Below are 24315 nucleotides of genomic sequence, written 5' to 3' on the forward strand. Positions count from 1 at the left end.
GGTGCTTATGTTATTATAAGATAGAATAAAACAATGGGAGGGATAGAGATGTTTGTTGATCAAACAAAAATTGATGTTCAAGCTGGAAAAGGTGGCGATGGAGCTGTAGCTTTCCGCCATGAAAAGTATGTTCCACTTGGTGGCCCAGCTGGCGGTGATGGTGGCCGTGGCGGTAGCATCATTTTAGTTGCAGACTCAGGTTTGCGAACATTAATGGATTTTCGTTTTAGACGCAAGTTCAAAGCCGATAATGGTGAAAATGGAAGAATTAAATCTCAGTATGGTAAAGGTGCCAAAGATGTTTATTTAAAGGTTCCAATGGGAACTACTGTGTATGATTTTAATACTGGTGAATTACTAGGTGACCTAGTAAAAAATGGTCAAGAACTTATGGTAGCTAAGGGTGGCCGTGGTGGTCGTGGTAATATTCACTTTGCTACTTCAACACGCACTGCACCTGAAATTGCAGAAAATGGAGAACCTGGAGAATTCAGAACTTTACGCTTAGAATTAAAAGTTTTGGCAGATGTAGGGTTAGTAGGTTTTCCCTCAGTAGGTAAATCTACGCTTTTATCGGTAGTTACTAAAGCAAAGCCAAAGATTGCAGCTTATCATTTTACAACTTTAACTCCTAATTTAGGGATGGTTGTTTTACCAGATGGACGCGACTTTTCAATGGCTGATTTACCAGGATTAATTGAAGGGGCAGCTGATGGAGTAGGATTAGGAATCCAATTCTTACGTCACGTGGAAAGAACAAAAGTTATCTTGCACATGGTTTCGATGGATCCTAATAATGGCCGTGATGCTTATGAAGATTACAAAACTATCAAGAAAGAGCTTGGAAATTACACTTCTGATTTAACTACCAAGAAAGAATTGATTGTCGCTACCCAAATGGATATTCCTGGTAGTGAAGAAAAATTAGCAGAGTTTAAGAAAAAACTTGGTGATAAAAAGGTCTATCCAATTTCAAGTGTCACTCATAAAGGTGTAAATGAATTAATGAGTGCAGCAGCTGATGTGGTTGATGAGGTAGCTCAAAAGGAAGCCCAAGAACCTGGAGAAGCAGAAGTTCAAGAAAAAGAATTTGTTTATAAACGTCCAGATAATAGTTTTGAAATCACAAAAACTGGTGAAAGTGACTACACAGTTACTGGTGAAAAACTTGAGCGTTTAGTTCAAATGACTAACTTAGATCACACAGATGGAATTATGCTTTTGGCACGTAAGTTAAAGAAAATGGGTGTTGATGATGCTCTTCGTGCTAAGGGTGCACATGAAGGTGATGAAGTGCACATTGGTGATTTGACGTTTGAATTTGTAGAATAAAATAAGAATTTGGAGTAATACTTTTGAAAAATAAAAACCGCTTTATTACTGGTTATGCTGGTTTAAGAGCATTAGCCGTAATTGGAGTTATTTTATATCACTTAGATCCTAATAGATTCATAGGTGGGTATCTTGGAGTACCAATTTTTCTGGTATTATCTGGTTATTTAGTTACTGATCATATGTTTCATGCATATGAAGAAAGTGGAAAATATGATACTAAAGGTTTCTATTTGCGCCGGATAAAAAAACTTTATCCTCAAATGATAGCTGTTATTTGGATGGCGGGAACGTATATTTTGCTATTTCAAAGAAATTTATTGGCAAAGTTGTATCAAATAGTAATTACTAACTTATTGAATGTTTATAATATTTGGGAAATTTTTAACGGACAAAGCTATTTTGAACGTTTTGCAGCCAATGAATCACCCTTTGTTCATTTATGGACGATGTCGATTGAGGGGCAATTTTATATTTTATGGCCTCTTGTAATTTGGCTCTTAATGACCAAAGTAAAGAAGAAAAAAACACGCTTTTGGATTATTACTGCTTTGACAATCTTTTCAGCACTTGAAATGGCAATTTTATTCAAGCCAGGTGTAGATACTAGTCGAATTTATTATGGTAGTGATACACGTTTTTTCTCACTGGGATTAGGTGCAATGTTGGCGATAATTTGGCCAACTTGGAAGCTTAATAAAAAAGCCGGCAAAACTCACGGAGTAATTTTAGATTTAATTGGTGCCTTAACCTTAATTTTAATACTTTGGATGACAGCAACCCCAGCATTAAATCCACAGCATGCTTTCCCATATCGTGGCGGGATGTTTATTTTCTCATTCTTAACAATGATTTTAGTTGCTGTAATTGCCCATCCTTCTTCTCATTGGAATGCTTGGCTAACTAATCCACTTTTTAAATGGATTGGATCACGTTCTTATGGGATTTATCTCTATCAGTTTCCAATTATGATTTTCTTTGAAGATAAGGTTAAAAATATTGCCGACCATGTGATTTTATATCGTGTAATTGAAGTAGCATTAATTTTAATAGTTTCTGAATTAACATATCGTTACATTGAAAAACCATTTGGCAAACTTACTGTTAAAAAGGTTCAAACTTATCTTAGAAGATTCTTTACTTTTAATGGACACTTTGTAGCTCAAAAAGTAGTAGGTATCGTAAGTGCGTTTTTCTTAGTAGCAGGTAGTGTAGCAATTCTCAAGTCACCAGCTGCTAAAGCAGAAGATCCTAATGCTTCTCCACTTGCAAAGCAAATTCAGAAAAATAGAAAGCAACAACTTCAAGATAATAAGAAATTAATTGCAAAAGCAAAACGTCAATCTAAAAAAACAACTACTAAAAATACTTTATTAGCTAAGGCAAAAAAGGCTGCTAAGGCACACCCAGTAAATAAAAGTTTTGAAAAATATGGTATTAGCCAAGAACAACTTCAGTTAGCGCGTCAGCTTCCGGTAACTGCAATTGGCGATTCGGTAATGGCCGGCTCTAGTGAAAATCTTAAGAAGTTGATGCCCCATGCCATAATTGATGCTGCCGTTTCTCGTCAATTATCTGATACAATTCCTTTGTTTGAAAAGTACAAAGCTGAGGGAGTTTTAAACAAAAATGTTTTGGTTGGATTAGGAACAAATGGAATGTTTCCACCCCAAGATTTGGAACATGTAATGCAGATTGTTGGTAAAAAACGACGCGTATTTTGGGTCAATGTTTATGTGCCAACTCGTACTTGGCAAAAACCAGTAAATAATCTTTTGCAAAAAGAAAGTAAGAAATACAAAAACTTATATATTATTAACTGGAATGCTGTTGCTACTGCTCATCCAAATTGGTTTTATGATGATCATACACATCCAAATGACATAGGATCAAAGTATTATAGTAGTTTTATTACAAAAGAATTAGTAGAAAAAGGACTTTATTAGAAAATAGGTTTTCATGGAAATAGAATTTTTAGGTACAGGCTCAGGCCAACCTTCTAAAGGACGTAACGTTTCGTCATTAGCTTTAAAGTTATTAGACGAAATAAATGAAATTTGGTTATTTGATGTAGGAGAAGCAACCCAACATCAAATTCTAAAGACTAACATTCGCCCACGAAAAATTACAAGAATTTTTATTTCTCATAATCATGGGGATCACATTTTTGGGTTACCTGGGTTGTTATCTTCACGTTCTTTCCAAGGGGATGGTGGTGAATTAACCATTTATGGACCAGCTGGAATTGATCAATTTGTACAAACATCACTTAAAGTTTCACGTACCCAAATTAGTTATCCAATAAAATATGTAATCTTAGAAGAAGATGGATTAATTTTTGAAGATGATCATTTTGAGGTATACACAGCTAAATTAAATCACCGTATTCCAAGTTTTGGTTTTAGAGTTGTTGAAAAACCACATCCAGGTGAATTGCAAGTAGAAAAATTAGCTGAATATCATATTCCTAATGGACCAATTTATGGTAAATTAAAAGCTGGAGAGACAGTAACCTTAGGTGACGGACGAGTGCTTGATGGAAAAGATTTTCTGGGTGAAGATCGTCCAGGAAGAATCATTACGATTATCTATGACACAAGGCCAACTCCTAATATTGGCAAACTGGCTCAAGATGCCGATGTGTTGGTTCACGAATCTACTTTTAGCGGAGAAGATAGTAAAATGGCTCACCGCTATTTCCACTCAACTTGTATTGATGCAGCTTCAGTAGCAAAGCAAAAAAACGTCGGACAATTATATTTGTCACATATTTCTGCTCGTTATACTGGTAAAAGTGGTCAAATTTTAGAAAAACAAGCTCGTTCAATTTTTAAACATACAAAGTTGGTGCGTGATTTAGATAGTTTTAATATTCCAATGAAATGAAAGGACAATTATGAGTAAAACATTAAGAGAAAAAGTAGTAGTGGTTACTGGTGCTTCTAGTGGAATTGGTCGTTCAATTGCTTTAGAAAGTGCTAGTAGAGGTGCAGATGTAATTCTAATTGCTAGAAATGAAGAAAGATTACAGGAAATTGCACAAGAAGCCAAGCAACTATCTGGTGGACAAGCTTTTGTTTTTCCAACTGATATGAGCAAAGCAGATCAAATTGAAAGTACTTTTGGAAAAATTATTCAGCATGTTAAGCACATTGATTTTTTGGTGAATGCGGCTGGTTTTGGAATATTTGAAAATTTTTTAGAAACTACTCCTAAACAAGTGACTGAAATGTTCCAAACTAATGTTTTAGGCTTGATGTATTTCACGCGCTTAATTGCAAGAATTATGATTGACCAAAAACAAGGACAGATAGTTAATCTTGGTTCAATTGCTGGCATTATTCCAACTACTAAGACAGCAGCTTATAGTGCTACTAAGGCAGCTGTAATTCAATTCTCAAATGTTTTACGTTTAGAACTTAAACCTTTTGGTGTAAAAGTGATGACAGTTAATCCAGGACCAGTCTACACAAACTTCTTCAATGTTGCAGATAAAACTGGAGAATATGCCACTAATGTTCAACGCTTTATGCTTGATCCGGATGATGTAGCATGGCAAGTGGTTCATTTCTTTGGCTCTAATCGAAGAGAATTAAACTTACCAGTGAGTTTGGCTGTTTTAGCTAAGTTGTATCAAATTTTTCCTAAGCTTGGTGATTGGGCAAGTTTGAAGTTTGGGAGCAGAAAGTAACATTGGAAAAGGGGAGTAACGTGAAAAAACAAAGAAAGTTAGTTTTTGGATTAATTATTGTCTTAATTTTGGTGATTTTTGCTTGCTTAAATACTGAACAAGTAGCAATTAATTTTGGCTTTTTTCAACCTAAGATGCCATTAATTATTATTTTAATTACAATGATCTTATTAGGAGCCTTCATTTCAATGTTATTGGGCACTAATAAGGATGTAAAGCATGTAAAAGAAGAATATAGCAAACAAGAAGCTACTTTAAAAAAGCAACTCAATGATCAAATTAATAAAAAAGATCAGGAAATTAACAAGTTAAAGCAAGAAATTTCAAAATTAAAAGAAAAATCTACCGCTACAACTAAAGATTAGACTTGATTTATCTAGCTTTAGATTGTATGATTGAAATACGTGAGTATTTAGTGACTTATTTGTATAAGTCCGCAAGTCTCAATTCTATAAAAAAGGAGATCTAACTAATGGCAGTTCCTGCAAGAAAAACTTCTAAGCAAAAGAAACGTTCACGTCGTGGTCATATTAAGTTAACAACTCCAGCAATGCATTACGATGCAACTACTGGTGAATACCGTTTAAGCCACCGTGTATCACGTAAGGGCTTTTACAAAGGCCGTCAAGTTGCTAACGAAGCAAAGCAACAAAATAACGATTAATTAAAAGACACCGCAGGGTGTCTTTTTTTGTATAAAGGGGGAAAAGATGAAATTAGCAATTTTACATACTAGTGATACTCATGGATTTATTACACCAACAAATTATCAAGATAAAAATAATTATACTGCACCTTTTTCTTTAAGCCGAGTTAGCACCTTAATTGCTCAGGAACGAGAAAAATATGGTAAAGACAATGTTTTGGTAACTGATAGTGGTGATTCACTTCAAGGCTCTCCCTTAGCTTCTTACTTAAAGAGTTTGCCAGAAGATAGTGGAGTGCAGGCATTATCAGCAGCATATAATGTTGTTGGCTACGATGTGCGAGTAGTGGGTAATCATGATTTTAATTTTGGACTAGATTATTTAAAGAAATTTATTAGTTATGATCATGGGATTTTTTTAAATGATAATGTCCTAAATAAAAGCACAAAAAAGCCTGCTTTTGGGCAGAAAAGTATAATTATTGAAAAAGCTGGTCTCAAGATAGGACTAATTGGAGTGACAACGCAGTATATTTCCAAATGGGAACCAGTTGAAAATATTCCTAACTTAGAATTTTTTTCTGCTTATGAAGGATTAAAAAAAGAAGTAAAAGAACTTCGTCCCAAAGTTGATCTTTTAGTGGCCCTTTACCACGGAGGATTTGAAAGTGATTTGGAAACGGGCAAAGCCACGGAACCTCATAATGGTGAAAATGAGGGTTATAAAATATTTGAAAATATCCCAGAAATTGATGTATTTTTAACTGGTCATCAGCATCGACGCTTAAATTTAGTCAAAAATAAAACAGCTATTGTTCAACCTGGGCATAAAGGCGAAACAGTAGCTGAAGTTATAGTTGATTTTGATAAAGAAAAAAATGGGAAAGTTATTATCAATAACTTAACTACTAAGTTACTTGAAACTAAAGGAGTAACTCCTGATAAAAAATTATTTCTTTAATGACAGAGTTAGATAAAAAGACCCAAAACTGGCTCGATGAGCCAATTGCATCCCTTTCGCAAGCGGCACCAATTAAAGATGCAATTACAGGACGCTTAAAAGGGGCGCCTTTTATCAACTTAATTCACCAAATGCAACTGTATTTCACTAACGCTGATTTGTCGGCAACAGCTATTATGGCAGAAGATGCAGGAGGGTTTTCAAAAGATGTGACAATGCGTGAGATCTTGCTAAATTATCCCTTTGCTAATCAGCTAGCACTCGTTAAAGTTTCGGGAGCAGATATTCGACAAATAATTGAACATAGTTTGAGTTTCTTGGATAAAGATAAAAATGGTAAGGTTAAATTTAAAGATAATGTTTTAAAACCTAAAAATCTCTTATTTAATTTTGACTTATTTTATCCAGTTCATTATGAAGCAGATATTTCTCGGCCAGAAGGAAAGAGAATTACAAAGTTAACGCTTCATGGGGAAGAAATTAGTAATGACAAGTTTTATCACTTAGCAGTTAATAATTATCGAGCACTTGGTGGTGGCTTTTATCCAGGATACGGGATGGATAAAATTGAAAAAATATATGACCAAGATTACGTACAATTATTTAAAGAGTATTTAAACCAAGAAAAAATTAGTGTTGATGTCCAAAAAAATTACAAATTTTACTAAGCAAAAAGAGAAGCATGCGATGCTTCTCTTTTAGATCATTTTACTAAATTTACTTTTACCTTTGTGACTTTTAGCGGTAATACCGGGAATAATTAAAGCAAACAAGAAGCCAAAAATAAGTCCGATAATTCCTGCTTGAATTGGGTCAAATGCCATTTGAGTTAAAGCAGCAGCAATAAAGCCGATGATTTCACAATAAATAGTTGACCATACCATTGTTACGATAAATCTCATAGTTTGATCTCCCTCTTTCGCTAGTCATCTTAGCAAAAAAAATCATTTGTGGCAAGACTTTTGGTATACTTTAAAAGAGAAAGAGGCGATTAAATGGTAGTGAGTTTGCAAAATATTAGTAGCTATTCTTTACTAGAAAGTCCAATGACAGTGCAATCTCTTTTGCAAGGTGCTAAACAAAAAGGATACTCTAGTATTGCCTTAACCGATTTAAATGTTACATATGGATTAGTTAATTTTTATAAATTAGCAAAACAAGAAGGTATTAAACCTTTATTAGGGATGCAAATTACTCTAACAGGTTTGATCAGTAGTGGTGAGAATTATAATCTAATTTTGATTGCTAAAAGTAATAAGGGTTATCAAAATCTTTTGTCTTTATCTAGTAAAATTCAATTAAATAAAACCTTGGCTGCAGAAGAAGTGATTAAGGAATTTAAAGAATTATTTGTAATTGTACCTGCTAATGCAGATAGTGAATTAGTGCAGCTAGCAGATAGAAGTGATAATCAAGGAGAAAGCTATTTAAGAAAATTAACAAGCTTGCTTGATTCAAGTAATGAATTATATTTAGGAATTCATGCCGACAAAGAAGAAAGTAATTATATTAATTATCTAAAGACAATGAGCAAGCAGTTTAAGTTACCTTTGGTTGCTGTAGAAGATGTGCAATACCAAAATCCCCAAGATAAGTTTTTGCAAGTTGCATTACAAAATATCAAGGTTGGAGAGGTAATAAAAAGTAATCTTAAATCGCTTTTGAATGAGAGAGGGGAAAAATATTTAAAGGACGAGCAAAAACTTGAAATTGGATATCGAAATTTTGATTTACAGGAAGCATTAAAAAATGCTGAAAAGATAGCACAGCAAGCAAATGCTGAAATTGAATTTCAAGAACCGCAGCTTCCAACATATCCTCAGGATAAATTTTCTACTTCTCAAGAATATTTAGTTAACTTAGTTCAAGAAGGACTAGCAAAGAAGTTTAATAACCACATTCCTAGAAATTATCAGCAAAGACTAGAATATGAATTAAAAATTATCCATGAGATGGGATTTAATGACTACTTTTTAATTGTGTGGGATGCCATCAACTATGCTCACAGCAAAAACATTTTGACAGGACCCGGCCGCGGGTCTGCAGCTGGCTCCTTAGTTTCATATGCTTTAAATATTACTAGTGTTGACCCAATAAAGTACAATTTACTTTTTGAGAGATTTTTAAATCCAGCGAGAAAGCAGATGCCGGATATTGACCTAGATATTCCTGATAAGCAAAGAAGTACTATTATTAAATACATGGCTGAAAAATATGGGCGTGAGCATACAGCCCAAATTTTAACTTTTGTGACTTTTTCAGCTAAACAAGTTTTAGGAGAAGTAGCGAAAGTCTTTGGCTTTAATGAAAGTGAAATAGCTAAGTGGACTAAAGCCGTTCCTTCAGGTCAAGGAAAGATGACGTTAGAGAAAGCCTACCAGCAATCAAAAAGATTACAATTTTTGGTAAATGCTAGTCCCATGAACAATTTACTCTTTGCGACTGCTAAGCATTTGGAAGGACTACCTCTTAGGACTTCAATTCATGCAGCAGGGCTTGTCCTTTCAGATAAAAGACTAGATGAAGTAGTTGGATTACAACCAGGAATTTTAGACATTCCGATTACGCAACAAACAAAAGAGAATGTGGAAAAACTTGGATTATTAAAAATTGATTTTTTGGGCTTAAAAACCTTAACGATTTTAGAAAATATTTTAGCTTTGGTGCAACAAGAAGGAACCAAAATTGAATTGGAAAGGATTCCTTTGAATGATGTAAAAACTTTTAGGACTTTTCAAAAGGGAGAGACAGATTCGATTTTTCAGTTTGAGTCAGCAGGAATTAAACGTGTTTTACGAAAATTAAAGCCGACTAGTTTTGAAGAACTTGTTGCCATCAATGCCCTTTATCGTCCTGGTCCAATGCAAAATATTGATTCTTTTATTAGAAGAAAAAATCGTCATGAAAAAGTAACTTATCCTGATCAAAGTTTAGAAAATATTTTACGACCTACTTATGGAATTTGGGTGTATCAAGAACAAGTAATGAAGACAGCCCAAGCATTTGCAGGGTATTCATTAGGAGAAGCAGACTTGCTGAGGCGAGCAATTTCAAAAAAAGATAAAGAAATTATTGCTCACGAAAAAGATAAGTTTATTCAAAGAGCACTGAAAAATGGTCACCCTGAGAATTTAGCTGAAAAAATTTATGAAAATATTGCTCAGTTTGCTGGATATGGCTTTAATCGTTCTCATGCGGTTGCTTATTCAAAATTAGCTTATTGGTTGGCTTATTTAAAAACTAATTACCCCAAAGAATTTTATACTGTCTTGCTAAATGATAATTTTGCTCATACCGAAAAGGTTAAAAAATATTTGCAAGTTTTACGAGATAAAGGGGTTAGAATTTTACCCCCATCAATTAATAAAAGTGCAGCTACTTTTACAGTTGAAAAAGATGGAATTCGAGTAGGGTTAAAAGAAATTAAAAATTTAAACCAAGATTTTATTAAAGAAATTGAAAACTTAACGTCTATTTATTCGCTGGAAGATTTTTTGCAAAGAATAGATAAAAAATATTTAAGACAAGATCAAGTTGAGCTTTTAGTAAAAGCGGGAGCATTTGATGAATTTAAAATTGATCGTTTACAGGTGTTAAGCAGACTGTCTTCTATAATTTCTACTGTAAAATTTAAAGAAGAAAATTCCTATGCGGATGCTAAGTATAATGCGGTAGTTAAGCAAAATAAAGACAGAAGTTCGCAGTACAAGCGGGCAGAACTTGAAGAAGAGGTAATGGGTTTTTCAGTTACTGCTAGTATGTTAATGACTTTACAGCAATTTACTAAGAAAAAATATAATACTAAAAAACTAGGAGAATTTACTAGTCGGCAGCAAGGAATTGCGATTGGAGAACTGGTTAGTTTAAAGAAAGTAAGAACCAAAAATGATGAAGAAATGGCTTTTACTACTTTTAAAGATACAAGTGGTGAATTTGAAATAATTATTTTTCCAAGAAGTTATTCAGAGTTAAAAGATAAATTGGATGAGGGCAAGATTTACTTATTACGAGTTAGTACCCAAAACGATCGCTATGATCCGAATAAAATTCAGTTTTTGTTACAAGATGCACGAAAAATTAAAGTACACGAAAAAATTAACGTAAAGGAATAAAAAAAGAATTTGAAAACGAATTCATTTTAAAATCCGATTTTTTTTGTTAAACAGACAAGACAGTTTAGCAAAAAAATGGTACTATAAAGTCGATGTGAGTATTAAACTCAGAAAAATCGTAGAGGTGAATTCATGAAACGGATTGGTATTTTAACTAGTGGTGGGGATGCTCCAGGCATGAACGCTGCTATCAGAGCTGTTACTCGTACAGCTTTGGCAAATGATATTGAAGTTTTTGGAATTCATTATGGTTTTGCTGGTCTTGTAGCTGGTGATATTTTCCAAATGACTTCCGAAACAGTTGCGGATAAAATTGGCCGCGGCGGTACGTTTCTTTACTCTGCTCGTTTTCCAGAATTTGCTGAAGAAGAAACTCAGCTTAAGGGAATCGAACAGTTAAAGAAACACGGTATTGAGGCTTTAGTTGTTATCGGTGGAGATGGCTCTTACCACGGTGCATTGAGATTAACCGAACATGGTTATAATGCTATTGGTCTTCCAGGTTCAATCGATAATGATATTCCATACACTGATTACACAATTGGTTTTGATACTGCATGTAATACAGCTATGGATGCTATTGATAAGATCCGTGACACTGCAACAAGTCACCAACGTGTCTTTATTGTAAATGTTATGGGTCGCGATTGTGGTGATATCGCACTTCACGCTGGAGTTGCAACTGGTGCAGATGCTATTGTAATTCCAGAAGAAAAATATGATATCAAAGAAATCGCTGAAACCTTGAAGCAAGGATTTGCTAATGGTAAAAAGCACGGTCTTGTTGTTTTGGCTGAAGGTGTCATGGACGCCGAAAAATTCAAGGACGAACTTTTGAAATATGGTGATTTCGATGCACGTGCAAATGTTTTAGGACATATGCAACGTGGTGGTAGTCCAACTGTTCGTGATCGCGTTTTAGCAAGCAAGATGGGTGCTTATGCAGTTAAGTTATTACTTGAAGGTAAAGGTGGCTTAGCCGTAGGTATCGAAAATGGTAAACTTGGTTCACACAATATGCTTGACTTGTTTGATGCTAAGCACCACGGTGATTACTCGTTATACTCATTAAACAAAGACTTAGCCAAATAGTTTTTGATTATTTATTTATACAGGAGAGTTTTTCAAATGAAAAAGACTAAAATTGTTAGTACTTTAGGACCAGCCTCAAATAATGTTGAGACTATTACCAAATTAGCACAAGCCGGTGCAAATGTTTTCCGTTTTAACTTCTCACACGGTGACCATGCAGAACACAAGGAACGCATGGACATGGTTCGTAAGATTGAAAAGGATACTGGCATGTTACTTGGTATTTTACTTGATACTAAGGGTGCTGAAATTAGAACTACTGCTCAAAAAGATGGTAAGTTCACTATTCATACTGGTGATACCATTAGAATTTCTATGGATGCAACTAAGGAAGGTGACAAGGACAAGATCTACGTTACCTACCCAGGTTTATACGATGACACCAAAAAGGGTGGTCACGTATTAATCGATGATGGTTTAGTTGACTTACTTATTACTGACAAAGATGATGCTAACCACGAACTTGTTTGTGTAGCTCAAAACACTGGTCTTATTGGTTCTAAGAAGGGTGTTAACGCACCAGGTGTTGAAATTCGCCTCCCAGGAATCACTGATAAAGATACTGATGACATTAAATTTGGTTTAAGTGAAGGTATTAACTTCATCGCTGCTTCATTTGTACGTAAAGCACAAGACGTTTTAGACATTCGTGCCTTACTTAAAGAAGCACACTGTGAATACGTAAAGATCTTCCCTAAGATTGAATCACAAGAAGGTATTGACAATCTTCAAGAAATCTTGGATGTTTCTGATGGTATTATGATTGCTCGTGGTGACATGGGTGTTGAAATTCCATTCATGAACGTACCATTTGTACAAAAAGATATCATTAGAAGATGTAATGCATTAGGTAAGCCAGTTATTACTGCTACTCAAATGCTTGATTCAATGCAAGAAAACCCACGTCCAACTCGTGCCGAAGTTACTGACGTAGCTAACGCTGTTTTAGATGGTACTGATGCTACTATGCTTTCAGGTGAATCAGCAAACGGTCTTTACCCAGTTGAAGCTGTTAAGGCTATGGCTGAAATCGACATGCGTACTGAAAAGCAACTTGCTGAACGTAACACTTTAGCTCTTCAAAGATTCGAAGAATACCAAGGCTCAAACATTACTGAAGCAATTGGTGAATCAGTTGTTAGAACTGCTGAAGAATTAGGTATTAAGACTATTGTTACTATTACTGCTTCAGGTTACACTGCACGTATGATTTCTAAGTACCGTCCAAATGCTAACATCCTTGCTATGACATTTGACGAAAAGATTGAACACTCATTAACTGTTGTATGGGGTGTAAAGCCTGTTCTTGCTGATAAGCCATCAAACACTGATAATGCCCTTGAAGAAGCTATGAAGTTAGCTAAAGAAAACGGCTTAGCAGAAGTTGGCGATGATATCATTATCGTTGCTGGTTTACCATTAGGTGAAACTGGTAAGACTAACTTAATGACTATCAGAAAAGTTAAATAATTTAACTTAATAATTAAATCATTTTATAAAATAGCCAGTTCTTACTGGCTATTTTATTTTTATTTCTTTTATCTTTACTTTATACTAGAATTAAAGTTAAAAGAAATTATTTTATAAGAAATAGGGGTTCAAGATGAGATTAGGTGAAATTACTAAGGGTAAAGTTACTGATGAAAATGAAGAATCTTATTATGTACAAGTAGATGGGGTAACTTTTGAACTTAAGAAAATTGAAATAACCCAAGAAGATCCCATTAAATTAGGTGATATGGTTCAAGGTTTTATCTATGAAAATAAAGATAAAAAGAAAGAAATGACACAGTTTTATCCTTTTGCTCAGCAAGATCAATATGGATGGGGAACTGTAACAGAAGTAAGAAAGGATCTAGGCGTTTTCATAGACATTGGACTAAATGATAAAGATATGGTTATTTCTTTAGATGACCTTCCTTTAGATAAAAATCAATGGCCCAAGCGTGATGATCGCTTATTAGTTCGACTTGAAACAGATGATAAAAATCGAGTATGGGCAAAAATGGCAGAAGAAAATGTTTTTGAACAGTTGGCTGCTAATTTCCCTAGCCATTTAGAAAATAAAAATATAAATGGTACTGTATATCGTAATTACGAAGTTGGTTCATTTGTATTAACCGATCAGTATTATTTGGCATTTGTTCATAATTCAGAAACTTATCGACCATTACGTTTAGGTGAAAAAATTAAAGCACGTGTAATTGGTGTCAGCCAATATGGTCGCCTGAATTTAAGTGTTTTACCTAGAAGTTTTGAGGAAATTGATGATGATGCTCAAATGATTTTAATGAGTTTAAGACGTCAACAAACTAAGACTTTGCCTTTTTATGATAAAAGTGATGCTCAAGAGATTAAAACACATTTTGGAATTTCAAAATCTGCTTTTAAACGTGCTTTGGGTAAGTTATTGAAAGATAATTTAATCACTGAAGATAAAGATGCTGGAACAATTTCATTAGTAGAAAATAATGAAAATGAAGGATAATATAGCAGATTATTTACGATACGCTCAAATTGAGCGAGGTCTGAGTGAAAATACAGTAGAATCTTATCGGCTAGATTTAATTGAATATCTTAATTTTTTAAATAAGCACAATATTACTAGCTGGGAAGTAAGTGTGGACCAATTAAACCATTTTTTAGCCCAGGAAAAAGATCAAGGTAAAGCAACTGCTTCTATTGCACGTTTGCTTTCGAGCTTAAGAAGATTTTATCAGTGGTTAGTCAGAAAAGACCTTATTCAAATAGATCCAATTTTAAAAATTGACTCACCTAAAAAAGAGCACCGCTTGCCTGTTGCCTTAACAGCAGCAGAAGTTGATAAATTACTTCAAATGCCAGACATCAATAAAAAATTAGGAATTCGAGATCGAGCTATTTTAGAAACACTATATGCTACTGGCATGCGTGTAAGTGAGCTCTTAAATTTAGAACAGGACGATTTACACGAAGAGTTGCATTTAGTGAAAGTTATTGGGAAAGGAAGCAAACAACGTCTTATTCCTATTACTGAAGTAGCACTTAGCTGGATCGATAAATATAATACTAAAGTGCGAGAAGAACAACTTTTAAAAACTGGCGTCTGGAGTGATAAGATTTTTTTAAATGCACGTGGTAAACCAATGACGCGTCAAGCTGTTTGGCAATTGATTAAAAAGTATTGCCAATTAGCAGGGATTCAAAAGAAGGTAACTCCGCACACACTCCGCCATACGTTTGCCACTCACTTACTTGAAAACGGAGCAGATTTAAGAGTTGTGCAGGAAATTTTAGGTCACAGTGACATTGGCACAACACAAATTTATACTAATTTAACCCAACATCATATTTTGGAGGTTTATAAAAATACGCATCCACGTATTTAAATACCTATGTTAAGTAAATATAAAAAAGAGTTCGAAAAAGTAGTGATGGGCTATTTATCTTACTTGCCTGATTTTAAAAATTTAACCAATTTAAAAGAAGAATTGAAACTTTATAATGAACAAGACAATCAATTTGAAGTTTTACTTTTTAGAAGTGGTGGTCAACATGTACGAGGAATTATTAGCTTGCAGGAAGGGCCAGATTGCTTAGTCATTCGTTATGTTTCTCTAGATCCAGGGTTCCGTAACAATCAGACACGTCAGGAAATGATGACAGAGTTAAAACAACTCTATCCTAAGGAAAACATTACTGTTTTTCCTAGCTATACATTCCTGTTACCATTTTTAAGAAGAGGAAATACAGTTGAATAAAAATGACTTAACTTTAAATTTGCCTAATTTTTCTGGGCCATTAGATTTATTACTACATTTAATTAAATCGCAGGAAATAGACATCTATGATATTCCAATTGCTCAAATTACTAAGCAATACTTAGATCATCTTAATTATTGGCAAAAACTGGATTTGCAAATTGCAGGAGAATATTTTGTAATGGCTTCAACACTTTTGCGTATTAAATCTCAGTATTTATTACCCAAAAATGACTTTGTTGAAATTGAAGAACAAGATGAAGATCCAAGAACTGAATTAGTAGAGCAATTAATCCAATATTCTGTTTTTAAAAGAGTGTCAGAATATTTAAAAGAAAAAGGAGAGCAATCTCCTGTGCTACTAGCTAAAGAGCCTTCTAGTGCTCCTGAAGTAGAAGTAGTACCACTTCCTTTAGGTGAAATGAAAGAAAGTGATTTAGTGTATGCTTTTAAAAATGTTTTGCATCGTTTTAAATTAAAGAATCCAATTGAACGAAAAATTGAAATTGCAGAAGTTTCAATTGAAGAAATGACTGCACAATTAAGTGAACAGTTAAATCAAAAAAACGTGTTGAGCTTTTTTAGTTTAGTTAGTAATTTTACAAGGATTGATGAAGTAGTAAGTCTATTTTTGAGTATACTAGAACTAGAAAAAAATCATCAAATTGTTGTTAGTCAAACTGCAGATTTTGGTGATATTAGAATAGAGCGGAGAGCCGAAGGTGAAAAAACAAGCAGCTAAGTTAGAAGCATTATTATATGTGGCAGGGGATGCAGGATTATCTAAGGCAACCTTAGAGGAATTGCTTGGCCAGAATTCAAAAGAATTGACTCAAGATGTTGAAGAGTTAAAGTCAGCTTTGCAAAAAACAGGATTGCAGATAATTGAAATTGCAGATAGTTATAAAATGACTAATGCAGCAGAATATAGCGAAATAGTTGAAAACTATTTTCAAAAAGATGTTAATAAACATTTAAGTCAATCAGCACTAGAAATTTTAGCAATTATTGCTTATCGGCAACCAATAACTCGTATTGAAATAGACGAATTAAGGGGAGTAAATTCCTCTGCAGCACTTCAGACTTTGATTTGGCGTGGTTTAATTAAGGTAACTGGAAAAAAAGATGTAACTGGTCGGCCTAATCTATATGGGACAACAGATTATTTTTTAGAGTATTTTGGCTACAAAGATTTAACAGAGCTACCAGTAATTGAAAAATTTGAAGAGAATGAAGCAATTGATTTGTTTGATAAGCCAAATTTTGACGAAGCATAATTCATAGAAAAGAGGGTTAACATGGCAGAAAGACTACAGAAAGTAATTGCCCAAGCAGGGGTAGCATCACGTAGAAAAGCAGAAAAGCTAATTACAGCCGGAGTAGTTAAAGTAAACGGAAAAGTTGTTACAGAATTAGGAACAAAGGTAGAACCAAGTGATAAAATAGAAGTTGATGGTGTTCCAATTGAAAGCGAAAGTTTGCACACTTATCTGTTTTATAAACCCCGTGGGGTTATATCCTCAGCAAGTGATGATAAGGGAAGAAAGACCGTGGTTGATTTCTTTGAAGACGTGCCTTATCGCTTGTATCCAGTAGGACGCTTAGATTATGATACTTCTGGATTATTATTAATGACTAATGATGGCGAATTAGCCAATCGCTTGATGCATCCCCGCCATGAAGTACCTAAAGTGTATGTCGCAAAAATAAAAGGTATTTTAACTCCAGAGGAAATTTATTCACTTACTCATGGAGTTAAGATTGATGGTAAGAAAACAGCTCCTGCCAAGTTGAAAATTTTACGGACCGATGCAAATAAAAAGTACCAAATTGTTCAATTAACGATTCATGAAGGTCATTATCACCAAGTTAAAAGGATGTTTCAGGCAGTTGGTCATTTAGTAGATAAATTGTCACGAGAAAAGTATGCTTTCTTAACGCTCCAGTCTCTGACTTCTGGGGAGTATCGTGAATTAACCCGTGAAGAAGTACATCAATTAAAAAATATGAAGTAATTTTAAGGTGAATTAATGGAAAATAATAAGAATACAAATGAAAAGGGACCTTACAAACACTTTGAACGTCCTACTACCCCTCGAAGAGCTAGTAATAAACATGCAGAAGTTACTCCAAACAAAAAGGGTCACCCACAACTTTGGGCAGGCATCATAATAATAGCAATTATTTTAATTGCTATTATTCCAATTATTGAATCCAAGTTAAATGGAAGCAGCCAAAATCTTGCACAAAAAGAAGTATCTACTAGAAAGACTTCAACTACTTCTCATAAAAAGTCAAAGAAAAAGAGTACTACTAAAAATAAATTTTTAGCAAATAAGGAAGGCTATTATACTTTAAAAGCAGGCGATACATTAGCAGAAATTGCTAAGGCAAATAATACGACTGTGGCAGAAATTATCAGATTAAATAATTTGACCAGTGAGAATGATGTTGAAGTTGGACAAACTTTAAAGATTAAAGAAGTAGGAGCTACTACAACTTCAGATACTTCAAATAACCAAAACACAGATAATTATACTTCTAATACTGAAAATACCTCTTCTAGTGAGGATACTAGAGAAGAAAGTGCTGCCACCTCTAGTCAGACTACTGAAAGATTTTCTGAGAGCAATAAGTCAACTGATAATACTAATAGTACTACTACAAATACTTCAACAACCGATACGCAAGTACAAAATAACCAGTAATTATACTGCATATTTACAAAAAATATAATTAGGATTATAATCTACTTATTAAAAGTAATAAATGTTGTCTTCAGGGCATGGTGAAATTCCAGACCGGTGGTTAAAGTCCGCGAGCGTTAAGCTGAATCAGTGAAATTCTGATACCGATAGTAAAGTCTAGATGGAAGAAGACAGACTGATTATGAGAAATTAAGCTTTCCCTAATTTAAGTCTGGGCTGGAGCAACAGACTACTTACTTTAAATTTAAATTTAGGGAGAGTTTTTATTATGCAGTCATCTAGAAAAGGACTTAATTTATGGCTAACATGGGCAATGCTAGGAGCTTTAGCGTTTCTAGTAATGAAGATTGAATTTCCACTTATGCCAGGATTTGATTACTTAAAATTCGATCTCTCGGATGCCTTGATTGCAATCAGTACTATGGCCTTAGGGCCACTAAGTGGTTTTATGATTACCTTAATTAAAGTTTTGCTAAGTTTGATATTTGCAGGCTTTAATCCAATTTCTCTTGTTGGTGATATTGCTGCGTTTTTAGCCACTCTAGCTTATATTTATCCAATCTATTTCATTAGTAAAAAGCATCATGAAAAGTTTTGGTACCAAATTGGTGGGATTCTTGTTGGGACTATTTCACTAACAGTGATTATGTCCTTAGCTAATTACTTTTTCTTAATGCCAATGTATATTACAATGATTGGCTTTAAATTGAATTCTACAATTTTAAAATATGTAGTTTCAGTGGTAGTTCCTTTTAATATTTTAAAAGGACTTATTAATGGGGCTGTGGTATTACTATTAGCAAGAACATTTTTACCAACGTTTGTTAAATTTGTAAAAAAACATTATTAGAGATAAAGGTAGGACAAATAAGTTCTACCTTTTATTCATTTATATGGTAAAATTTAGAATTAGAGATAGAGAAAGGACTTTTTTTATTAATGCAAGTAGCTATTGATGGGCCAGCATCTGCTGGTAAGAGCACAGTTGCAAAAATTGTAGCTAATAATCTAGGTTTTATCTACATTGATACAGGAGCAATGTACAGAGTATGTACCTTGTTAGCTCAGGAAAATAATGTTGATTACGGAGATGAAGATAAAATTGTGGATTTAATTGACAAAAGCTCAATTGAATTCAAAAAGATAGATGGTGAACAGAAGGTTTTCATTGATGGTAAAGATGTTTCTTTGACTATCAGAACACCAGAAATTACAGAAAATGTTTCTCAAGTTTCAGCTTTACCAAAAATTAGAGAAAAAATGGTCGAGCTACAACGTGAAATGGCTGGTAAGGAAAATGTAATTATGGATGGGCGTGATATTGGAACTACCGTCTTACCAAATGCAGATATAAAAATCTTTTTGGTTGCAAGCGTGGAATCTCGTGCTAAGCGTCGCTTTTTAGATTTTAAAGAAAAAGGTATCGAGCAACCCCTTGAAGAAATTGAACATGACATTGAAGTAAGAGATTATAAAGATTCACATCGTGCAATTTCTCCACTAAAAAAAGCTGCTGACGCAGTAGAATTAGATACTACAAATCTTTCAATTGAAGAAGTAGTAGCTGAAATCACTAAATTTATTGAAAAAAACGAAAAAAATTAGACAAAATAGTAGAAAAAATTCCTTATTTCATTTAAAATGGAATTTGATATTGGGAGGTACATATGTCAGATAATAGTAATCAATTCTTAGATGCTTTAAAAGAAATGCAAGGTGTTGAAGTCGGAAACATCGTTAACGTAGAAGTTTTAGATGTTGAAGATGGTCAAATTGTTGTTGGTGTAGAAAATGCCGGTGTTGAAGGTGTAATCACTAAACGTGAATTTACTGCAGATCGTAACGCAGATTTACGTGACTTAGTAAAAGTTGGTGATACCTTTGAAGCTTTAGTACTTAGAAGAGCTGGTGGAGATAAGGAAAACGGTGAATTCTTCTTATCTGTAACTCGCTTAAAGGAAAGAGAAGCTTACAAGGAATTAGAAAAGGTATTTGAAGATGGACAAACTGTTGAAGGTACTGTAACTGGTGCTGTTCGCGGTGGTTTGTTAGTAGATGTTGGTACAAGAGGTTTCTTACCAGCTTCACTTATTTCAAATCGTTACGTATCAGATTTGAAACCTTACATCGGTAAGAAGATGAACTTAAAGATCACTGAAATTGATCCAAACAAGAATAGATTAATTCTTTCAAGAAAAGACTTAATTGAAAAAGAACGTGAAGAAGCCTTTGAAAATGTTGCTAGTCAATTAGTTGTTGGTGACACTGTAGAAGGAAAAGTATCTCGTTTAACTGCTTTTGGTGCATTTATTGATGTCGGTGGTGTGGATGGTTTAGTTCACATTTCTGAAATTTCTTACAAGCACATCGATAAGCCTAGCGATGTATTGAAAGCTGGACAAGATGTTAAAGTTAAGGTAATTGGTATCGATAACGATAGACACCGCATCTCCCTTTCTATTAAGCAAACTTTGCCATCACCATTTGAAGAAGCAACTTCTGGCTTAACTGAAGGTGACATCATTGAAGGTGAAGTTAAGACATTAACTGCTTTCGGTGCTTTTGTAGAAGTAACTGACGGTATTCAAGGTTTAGTTCATGTTTCTGAAATTTCAAACAAACATGTTGAAAAGCCTAGTGATGTTTTAAAGGTTGGAGATAAAGTTAAGGTTAAGGTCTTAAATATCGATCCAAGCGATAGACGCATTTCTTTATCAATTAAACAAGCTGATCCAAACGCTAAGAGTGAAGATCGTCCACGTCGTCGCCAAGAATCTGTAACTGAGAAGTACATGAGCGATAACAATGATAACGGTTTTGCTTTAGGTGATATTATCGGTGATCAACTTAAAGATAACGATTAATAAAAAAAGCTGGCTTACGTCAGCTTTTTTTATTAAACAAAGTATAGTGAGTAAAGAGAAAGGAATGAATTATGGGATTACCAGTTGTAGCTATTGTTGGACGTCCAAATGTTGGGAAGTCTACACTTTTTAATAGAATCATTAACTCCCGAGTAGCAATTGTTGAAGACGAAGCTGGAGTAACCAGAGATAGAATCTATGCTCGTGCAGAGTGGATGGGACACGAATTTATCTTAATCGATACTGGTGGGATTACACTAGAGCAAGGTGAAATTGAAGAACAAATTAAAGCTCAAGCTGAAATTGCTATTGAAGAAGCAGATGTAATTGTCATGCTTGGTGATGTAACCAGTCATATGACAGATATGGATGAAACTATTGCCAAAATGCTCTATCGAACTAAAAAGCCAATTATTTTAGCAGTTAATAAGGCTGATAATCCTGAACAGCGCCAAGATATTTATGATTTTTATAGTCTTGGTTTAGGAGATCCAGTTCCAATTTCCGGAAGTCATGGTACTGGTATTGGAGACTTATTAGATGCAATTGTGGGAGAATTTGGTGATAAGTCTAATCGCCATGAAGATGATAGCATTCGTTTTAGTGTAATTGGACGTCCAAATGTTGGGAAGTCTTCTTTGGTAAATGCGATTTTAGGTGAGCAACGCGTAATTGTTTCTGATATTGAAGGGACAACACGTGATGCTATTGATACCTCATTTAAGCATAATGGTGAAAAGTATACAATTGTTGATACTGCTGGAATTCGTAAACGAGGTAAAGTTTATGAAAACACAGAAAGATATTCTGTAATGCGTTCAATGAGTGCTATTGAAAATAGTGATATTGCTTTACTAGTTTTGGATGCCAGTACTGGAATTAGAGAACAGGACAAGCATGTGGCAGGTTATGCCCATGAAGCTGGACGTGGAGTTATCATTGTAGTTAATAAGTGGGATGTACCTGAAAAAGATAGTACTACTATGAAAGATTTTACAGATACAATTAGAAGAGAATTTCAGTATCTTGATTACGCTCCAATTATCTTTGTTTCTGCCAAAACAGGACAACGTGTTCCAGAAATTTTAAACCTTGTTAAAGAGGTGCACATCAATCAAAATCGTCGCATTCAATCAAGTGTCTTAAATGATTTACTTCTTGAAGCTACCCAAATTACACCTACACCATTAGTAAATGGGAAACGCTTAAGAATTTACTATATGACTCAAGTAGCAACTAATCCACCTTCATTTGTAGTGTTTGTAAATGAGCCAGAATTGCTTCACTTTTCATACCAGAGATTTTTAATTAATCAATTGCGACAAAACTTTGATTTTGTAGGTACACCAATAAAAATTATGGCTCGAAAGCGCAAATAGTATGGTAAACTATAAAATGTTAACTTTATGCATAAGATAATTTCTTAAAAAGCTTGTAGTTAAAGGGCTGGTATGCTAACTTTAATACAGGGAGCTAATGATTGGTAGTCATCATTCTTCCATTTCCTTTCAGGAATGACAAGTTTAAACTTTATCTTACTTAAAGTTTAAATTAGGAGGTGAATTTATAATGGCAAATAAAGCTGAATTAGTTTCTGAAGTAGCTGCTAAGACTGACTTAACTAAAAAGGATGTTGCTGCTACTGTAGACGCAATCTTTAACTCAATTCAAGAAAATCTTGCTAAAGGTGAAAAGGTTCAATTAATCGGTTTTGGTACTTTTGAAGTTCGTGATCGTGCTGCTCGTAAGGGCCGTAACCCACAAACTGGTAAAGAAATCGAAATTCCTGCATCTAAGGTTCCTGCATTTAAGCCAGGTAAAGCACTTAAAGATGCTGTTAAGTAATATTTCACTTCTTTAGTAAAAGCGTTGAGCCTACTGCTTAACGCTTTTTTGTATTCATGAAAGGAACAACACTAATGAGCTATTCTGAACAATTACTGGATGCAATCCAAAATCATGATTTTTCTGAAAATAATATTCTCTTAAAAAAGGCTTTAGATAATGATCAACCAGAAATTTTAGCATCACTAGCAAGTAACTTAACTGATCTTGGTTTTACCAATTTGGCAAAAGATGTTTATCGGGCTTTAATTGCACGATTTCCAAAAGAAGATCTTTTTAAAGTATATTTGGGTGAAATTCTTTTAAATGATGGGCAAGAAGATGATGGCCTTACCCTATTATTTAATATTAGTTCAGATAGTGATGCTTACGTTGAGAGTTTATTAGCGCAGGCTGATTATTATCAAACTAATGGGTTAATAGAGCCAGCTAAGCAAAAGCTACTTCAAGCAAAGAATTTAGCTCCTGAGGAAGATGCGATAACTTTTGGTCTTGCAGAATTGGATTATTTAACTGGAGATTACGTTTCTGCATTGAAATACTATGATGAGCTTGCAAAAAATTATAAAACTTTTGGTGAGGTCGTTATCAATGAAAGAATAGCGACTTCCTTAGCAAAATTAGGAGAATATGAGGAGGCTGCTAGAGTAGTCAGGGAACACCAAAACGAGTTTTTAAGTATTGATGCTTTATATGAAGCAGGTCTCATTATGTTAGCAGTAGAAGATAACAAAGAAGCAATTAAGTTTTTGACTGAAGTATTGCAGACACAACCAGATTTTGTAAATGCTTATCCTCTGCTAGCAACTGCATATTCTAAAGAAGATAATAATGAAAAAGTTTTAGAAACGGCCCAGACAGGATTAACCTATAATGAATTTGATGAGGTCTTGTATAACTTGGGTGCTAAAGCAGCAGCTAACTTAGATGAATTAACAGAAGCTGAGAGATTATTAAAAAAGGGACTAGAAATAGCACCGGAAAATAGTGATTTACTTCTCCAGCTTTCAAATTTATATTTATTAAAAAAAGATGATCAAAAGAATTTAGCCCTGTTTAAGGAGTTGCCAGAAGAAGAATTAGAGCCCCAAATTCATTGGAATCGTGCAGTGTCTTACCAACGTTTAGAAGACTATGAACAAGCAAAGAATGAATTTTTATTGGCCTATCCTGCCTTTAAAGAAAATCCTGACTTTTTACGTCAGATGGCAAATTTCTTTAAGGAAATCGGAGAAAATCAGATTACTAAAGAGGTTCTTAGTAAATATCTTCAACTCATCCCTGAAGATGATGAAATGCAAAATTTATATGATGAATTATAGAA

22 protein-coding genes, 2 pseudogenes and 1 riboswitch are annotated in these 24315 nt (G+C 34.2%); of the genes and pseudogenes, 23 read left to right on the forward strand and 1 reads right to left on the reverse strand.

The features are described from left to right. The first annotated feature begins 42 nt into the window (after positions 1 to 42). From obgE to FP435_RS03190, 7 genes and pseudogenes are all read left to right on the forward strand, one after another. Entirely contained in the window at positions 43 to 1332 is a 1290-nt protein-coding gene (obgE, locus tag FP435_RS03160) for a GTPase ObgE (protein WP_265484631.1), read from the forward strand. Positions 1333 to 1355: 23 nt separating this feature from the next. Then, positions 1356 to 3278, forward strand: a complete 1923-nt coding sequence (locus FP435_RS03165) for an acyltransferase family protein (RefSeq protein WP_265484397.1) — start codon at positions 1356 to 1358, stop codon at positions 3276 to 3278. A gap of 13 nt (positions 3279 to 3291) precedes the next feature. Next, a complete protein-coding gene (gene rnz / locus FP435_RS03170; RefSeq protein ID WP_265484399.1) occupies positions 3292 to 4218 on the forward strand; it encodes a ribonuclease Z in 927 nt (308 codons plus the stop codon). A 10-nt stretch (positions 4219 to 4228) separates the two neighbouring features. Continuing rightward, a complete protein-coding gene (locus FP435_RS03175; RefSeq protein ID WP_265484401.1) occupies positions 4229 to 5023 on the forward strand; it encodes an SDR family NAD(P)-dependent oxidoreductase in 795 nt (264 codons plus the stop codon). A gap of 20 nt (positions 5024 to 5043) precedes the next feature. Continuing rightward, positions 5044 to 5388 (forward strand): lipopolysaccharide assembly protein LapA domain-containing protein, encoded by a 345-nt coding sequence (locus FP435_RS03180; protein WP_265484403.1) that lies wholly within the window; start codon positions 5044 to 5046, stop codon positions 5386 to 5388. A gap of 107 nt (positions 5389 to 5495) precedes the next feature. Next, on the forward strand, positions 5496 to 5687 hold the full coding sequence (gene rpmF, locus FP435_RS03185; RefSeq protein ID WP_265484405.1) for a 50S ribosomal protein L32: 192 nt from the start codon (positions 5496 to 5498) through the stop codon (positions 5685 to 5687). 46 nt (positions 5688 to 5733) lie between these two features. Further along, positions 5734 to 7298: pseudogene (locus tag FP435_RS03190) on the forward strand (bifunctional metallophosphatase/5'-nucleotidase). A 30-nt stretch (positions 7299 to 7328) separates the two neighbouring features. Here the strand turns inward: FP435_RS03190 and FP435_RS03195 are convergent. Beyond that, the gene (locus tag FP435_RS03195) at positions 7329 to 7532 is read right to left on the reverse strand and encodes a YjzD family protein (protein ID WP_265484407.1); all 204 of its coding nucleotides are present in this window, start codon (positions 7530 to 7532) and stop codon (positions 7329 to 7331) included. Between the two features lie 93 nt (positions 7533 to 7625). Between FP435_RS03195 and FP435_RS03200 the strand changes: the two genes are divergently transcribed. From FP435_RS03200 to FP435_RS03275, 16 genes and pseudogenes are all read left to right on the forward strand, one after another. After that, complete coding sequence (locus tag FP435_RS03200; RefSeq protein WP_265484409.1) at positions 7626 to 10742, forward strand: DNA polymerase III subunit alpha; 3117 nt, start codon at positions 7626 to 7628, stop codon at positions 10740 to 10742. Between the two features lie 132 nt (positions 10743 to 10874). Continuing rightward, positions 10875 to 11834, forward strand: a complete 960-nt coding sequence (pfkA, locus tag FP435_RS03205) for a 6-phosphofructokinase (protein ID WP_265484411.1) — start codon at positions 10875 to 10877, stop codon at positions 11832 to 11834. A gap of 36 nt (positions 11835 to 11870) precedes the next feature. Continuing rightward, positions 11871 to 13298 (forward strand): annotated as a pseudogene (gene pyk / locus FP435_RS03210) (pyruvate kinase); the annotation flags it as partial. Between the two features lie 139 nt (positions 13299 to 13437). Beyond that, complete coding sequence (locus FP435_RS03215; protein ID WP_265484413.1) at positions 13438 to 14322, forward strand: S1 RNA-binding domain-containing protein; 885 nt, start codon at positions 13438 to 13440, stop codon at positions 14320 to 14322. Beyond that, on the forward strand, positions 14312 to 15202 hold the full coding sequence (gene xerD / locus FP435_RS03220; RefSeq protein WP_265484415.1) for a site-specific tyrosine recombinase XerD: 891 nt from the start codon (positions 14312 to 14314) through the stop codon (positions 15200 to 15202). The genes FP435_RS03215 and xerD overlap by 11 nt, the downstream gene beginning before the upstream one ends. A gap of 45 nt (positions 15203 to 15247) precedes the next feature. Beyond that, a complete protein-coding gene (locus FP435_RS03225; protein ID WP_265484416.1) occupies positions 15248 to 15574 on the forward strand; it encodes a reductase in 327 nt (108 codons plus the stop codon). Continuing rightward, a complete protein-coding gene (locus FP435_RS03230; protein WP_265484417.1) occupies positions 15567 to 16316 on the forward strand; it encodes a segregation and condensation protein A in 750 nt (249 codons plus the stop codon). The genes FP435_RS03225 and FP435_RS03230 overlap by 8 nt, the downstream gene beginning before the upstream one ends. Next, positions 16297 to 16851, forward strand: a complete 555-nt coding sequence (gene scpB / locus FP435_RS03235; protein ID WP_265484418.1) for an SMC-Scp complex subunit ScpB — start codon at positions 16297 to 16299, stop codon at positions 16849 to 16851. Before FP435_RS03230 ends, scpB begins: the two co-directional genes overlap by 20 nt. 21 nt (positions 16852 to 16872) lie before the next feature. Further along, a complete protein-coding gene (locus FP435_RS03240; protein WP_265484419.1) occupies positions 16873 to 17589 on the forward strand; it encodes a pseudouridine synthase in 717 nt (238 codons plus the stop codon). A 15-nt stretch (positions 17590 to 17604) separates the two neighbouring features. After that, entirely contained in the window at positions 17605 to 18282 is a 678-nt protein-coding gene (locus FP435_RS03245; RefSeq protein ID WP_265484420.1) for a LysM peptidoglycan-binding domain-containing protein, read from the forward strand. Positions 18283 to 18344: 62 nt separating this feature from the next. Further along, positions 18345 to 18458, forward strand: a riboswitch (FMN riboswitch). A 92-nt stretch (positions 18459 to 18550) separates the two neighbouring features. After that, the gene (locus FP435_RS03250; protein WP_265484421.1) at positions 18551 to 19132 is read left to right on the forward strand and encodes an ECF transporter S component; all 582 of its coding nucleotides are present in this window, start codon (positions 18551 to 18553) and stop codon (positions 19130 to 19132) included. Between the two features lie 89 nt (positions 19133 to 19221). Beyond that, on the forward strand, positions 19222 to 19887 hold the full coding sequence (gene cmk, locus FP435_RS03255) for a (d)CMP kinase (protein ID WP_265484422.1): 666 nt from the start codon (positions 19222 to 19224) through the stop codon (positions 19885 to 19887). A 62-nt stretch (positions 19888 to 19949) separates the two neighbouring features. Beyond that, positions 19950 to 21146, forward strand: coding sequence for a 30S ribosomal protein S1 (rpsA, locus tag FP435_RS03260; RefSeq protein WP_265484423.1), 1197 nt, complete (start codon positions 19950 to 19952; stop codon positions 21144 to 21146). A 71-nt stretch (positions 21147 to 21217) separates the two neighbouring features. After that, complete coding sequence (der, locus tag FP435_RS03265; protein WP_265484424.1) at positions 21218 to 22525, forward strand: ribosome biogenesis GTPase Der; 1308 nt, start codon at positions 21218 to 21220, stop codon at positions 22523 to 22525. 190 nt (positions 22526 to 22715) lie between these two features. Further along, positions 22716 to 22991, forward strand: coding sequence for an HU family DNA-binding protein (locus tag FP435_RS03270; protein ID WP_265484425.1), 276 nt, complete (start codon positions 22716 to 22718; stop codon positions 22989 to 22991). Positions 22992 to 23065: 74 nt separating this feature from the next. Next, on the forward strand, positions 23066 to 24313 hold the full coding sequence (locus tag FP435_RS03275) for a tetratricopeptide repeat protein (RefSeq protein WP_265484426.1): 1248 nt from the start codon (positions 23066 to 23068) through the stop codon (positions 24311 to 24313). Positions 24314 to 24315: the final 2 nt, after the last annotated feature.

The sequence above is a fragment of the Lactobacillus sp. PV037 genome (assembly GCF_014522345.1).
Taxonomy (GTDB): Bacteria; Bacillota; Bacilli; order Lactobacillales; family Lactobacillaceae; genus Lactobacillus.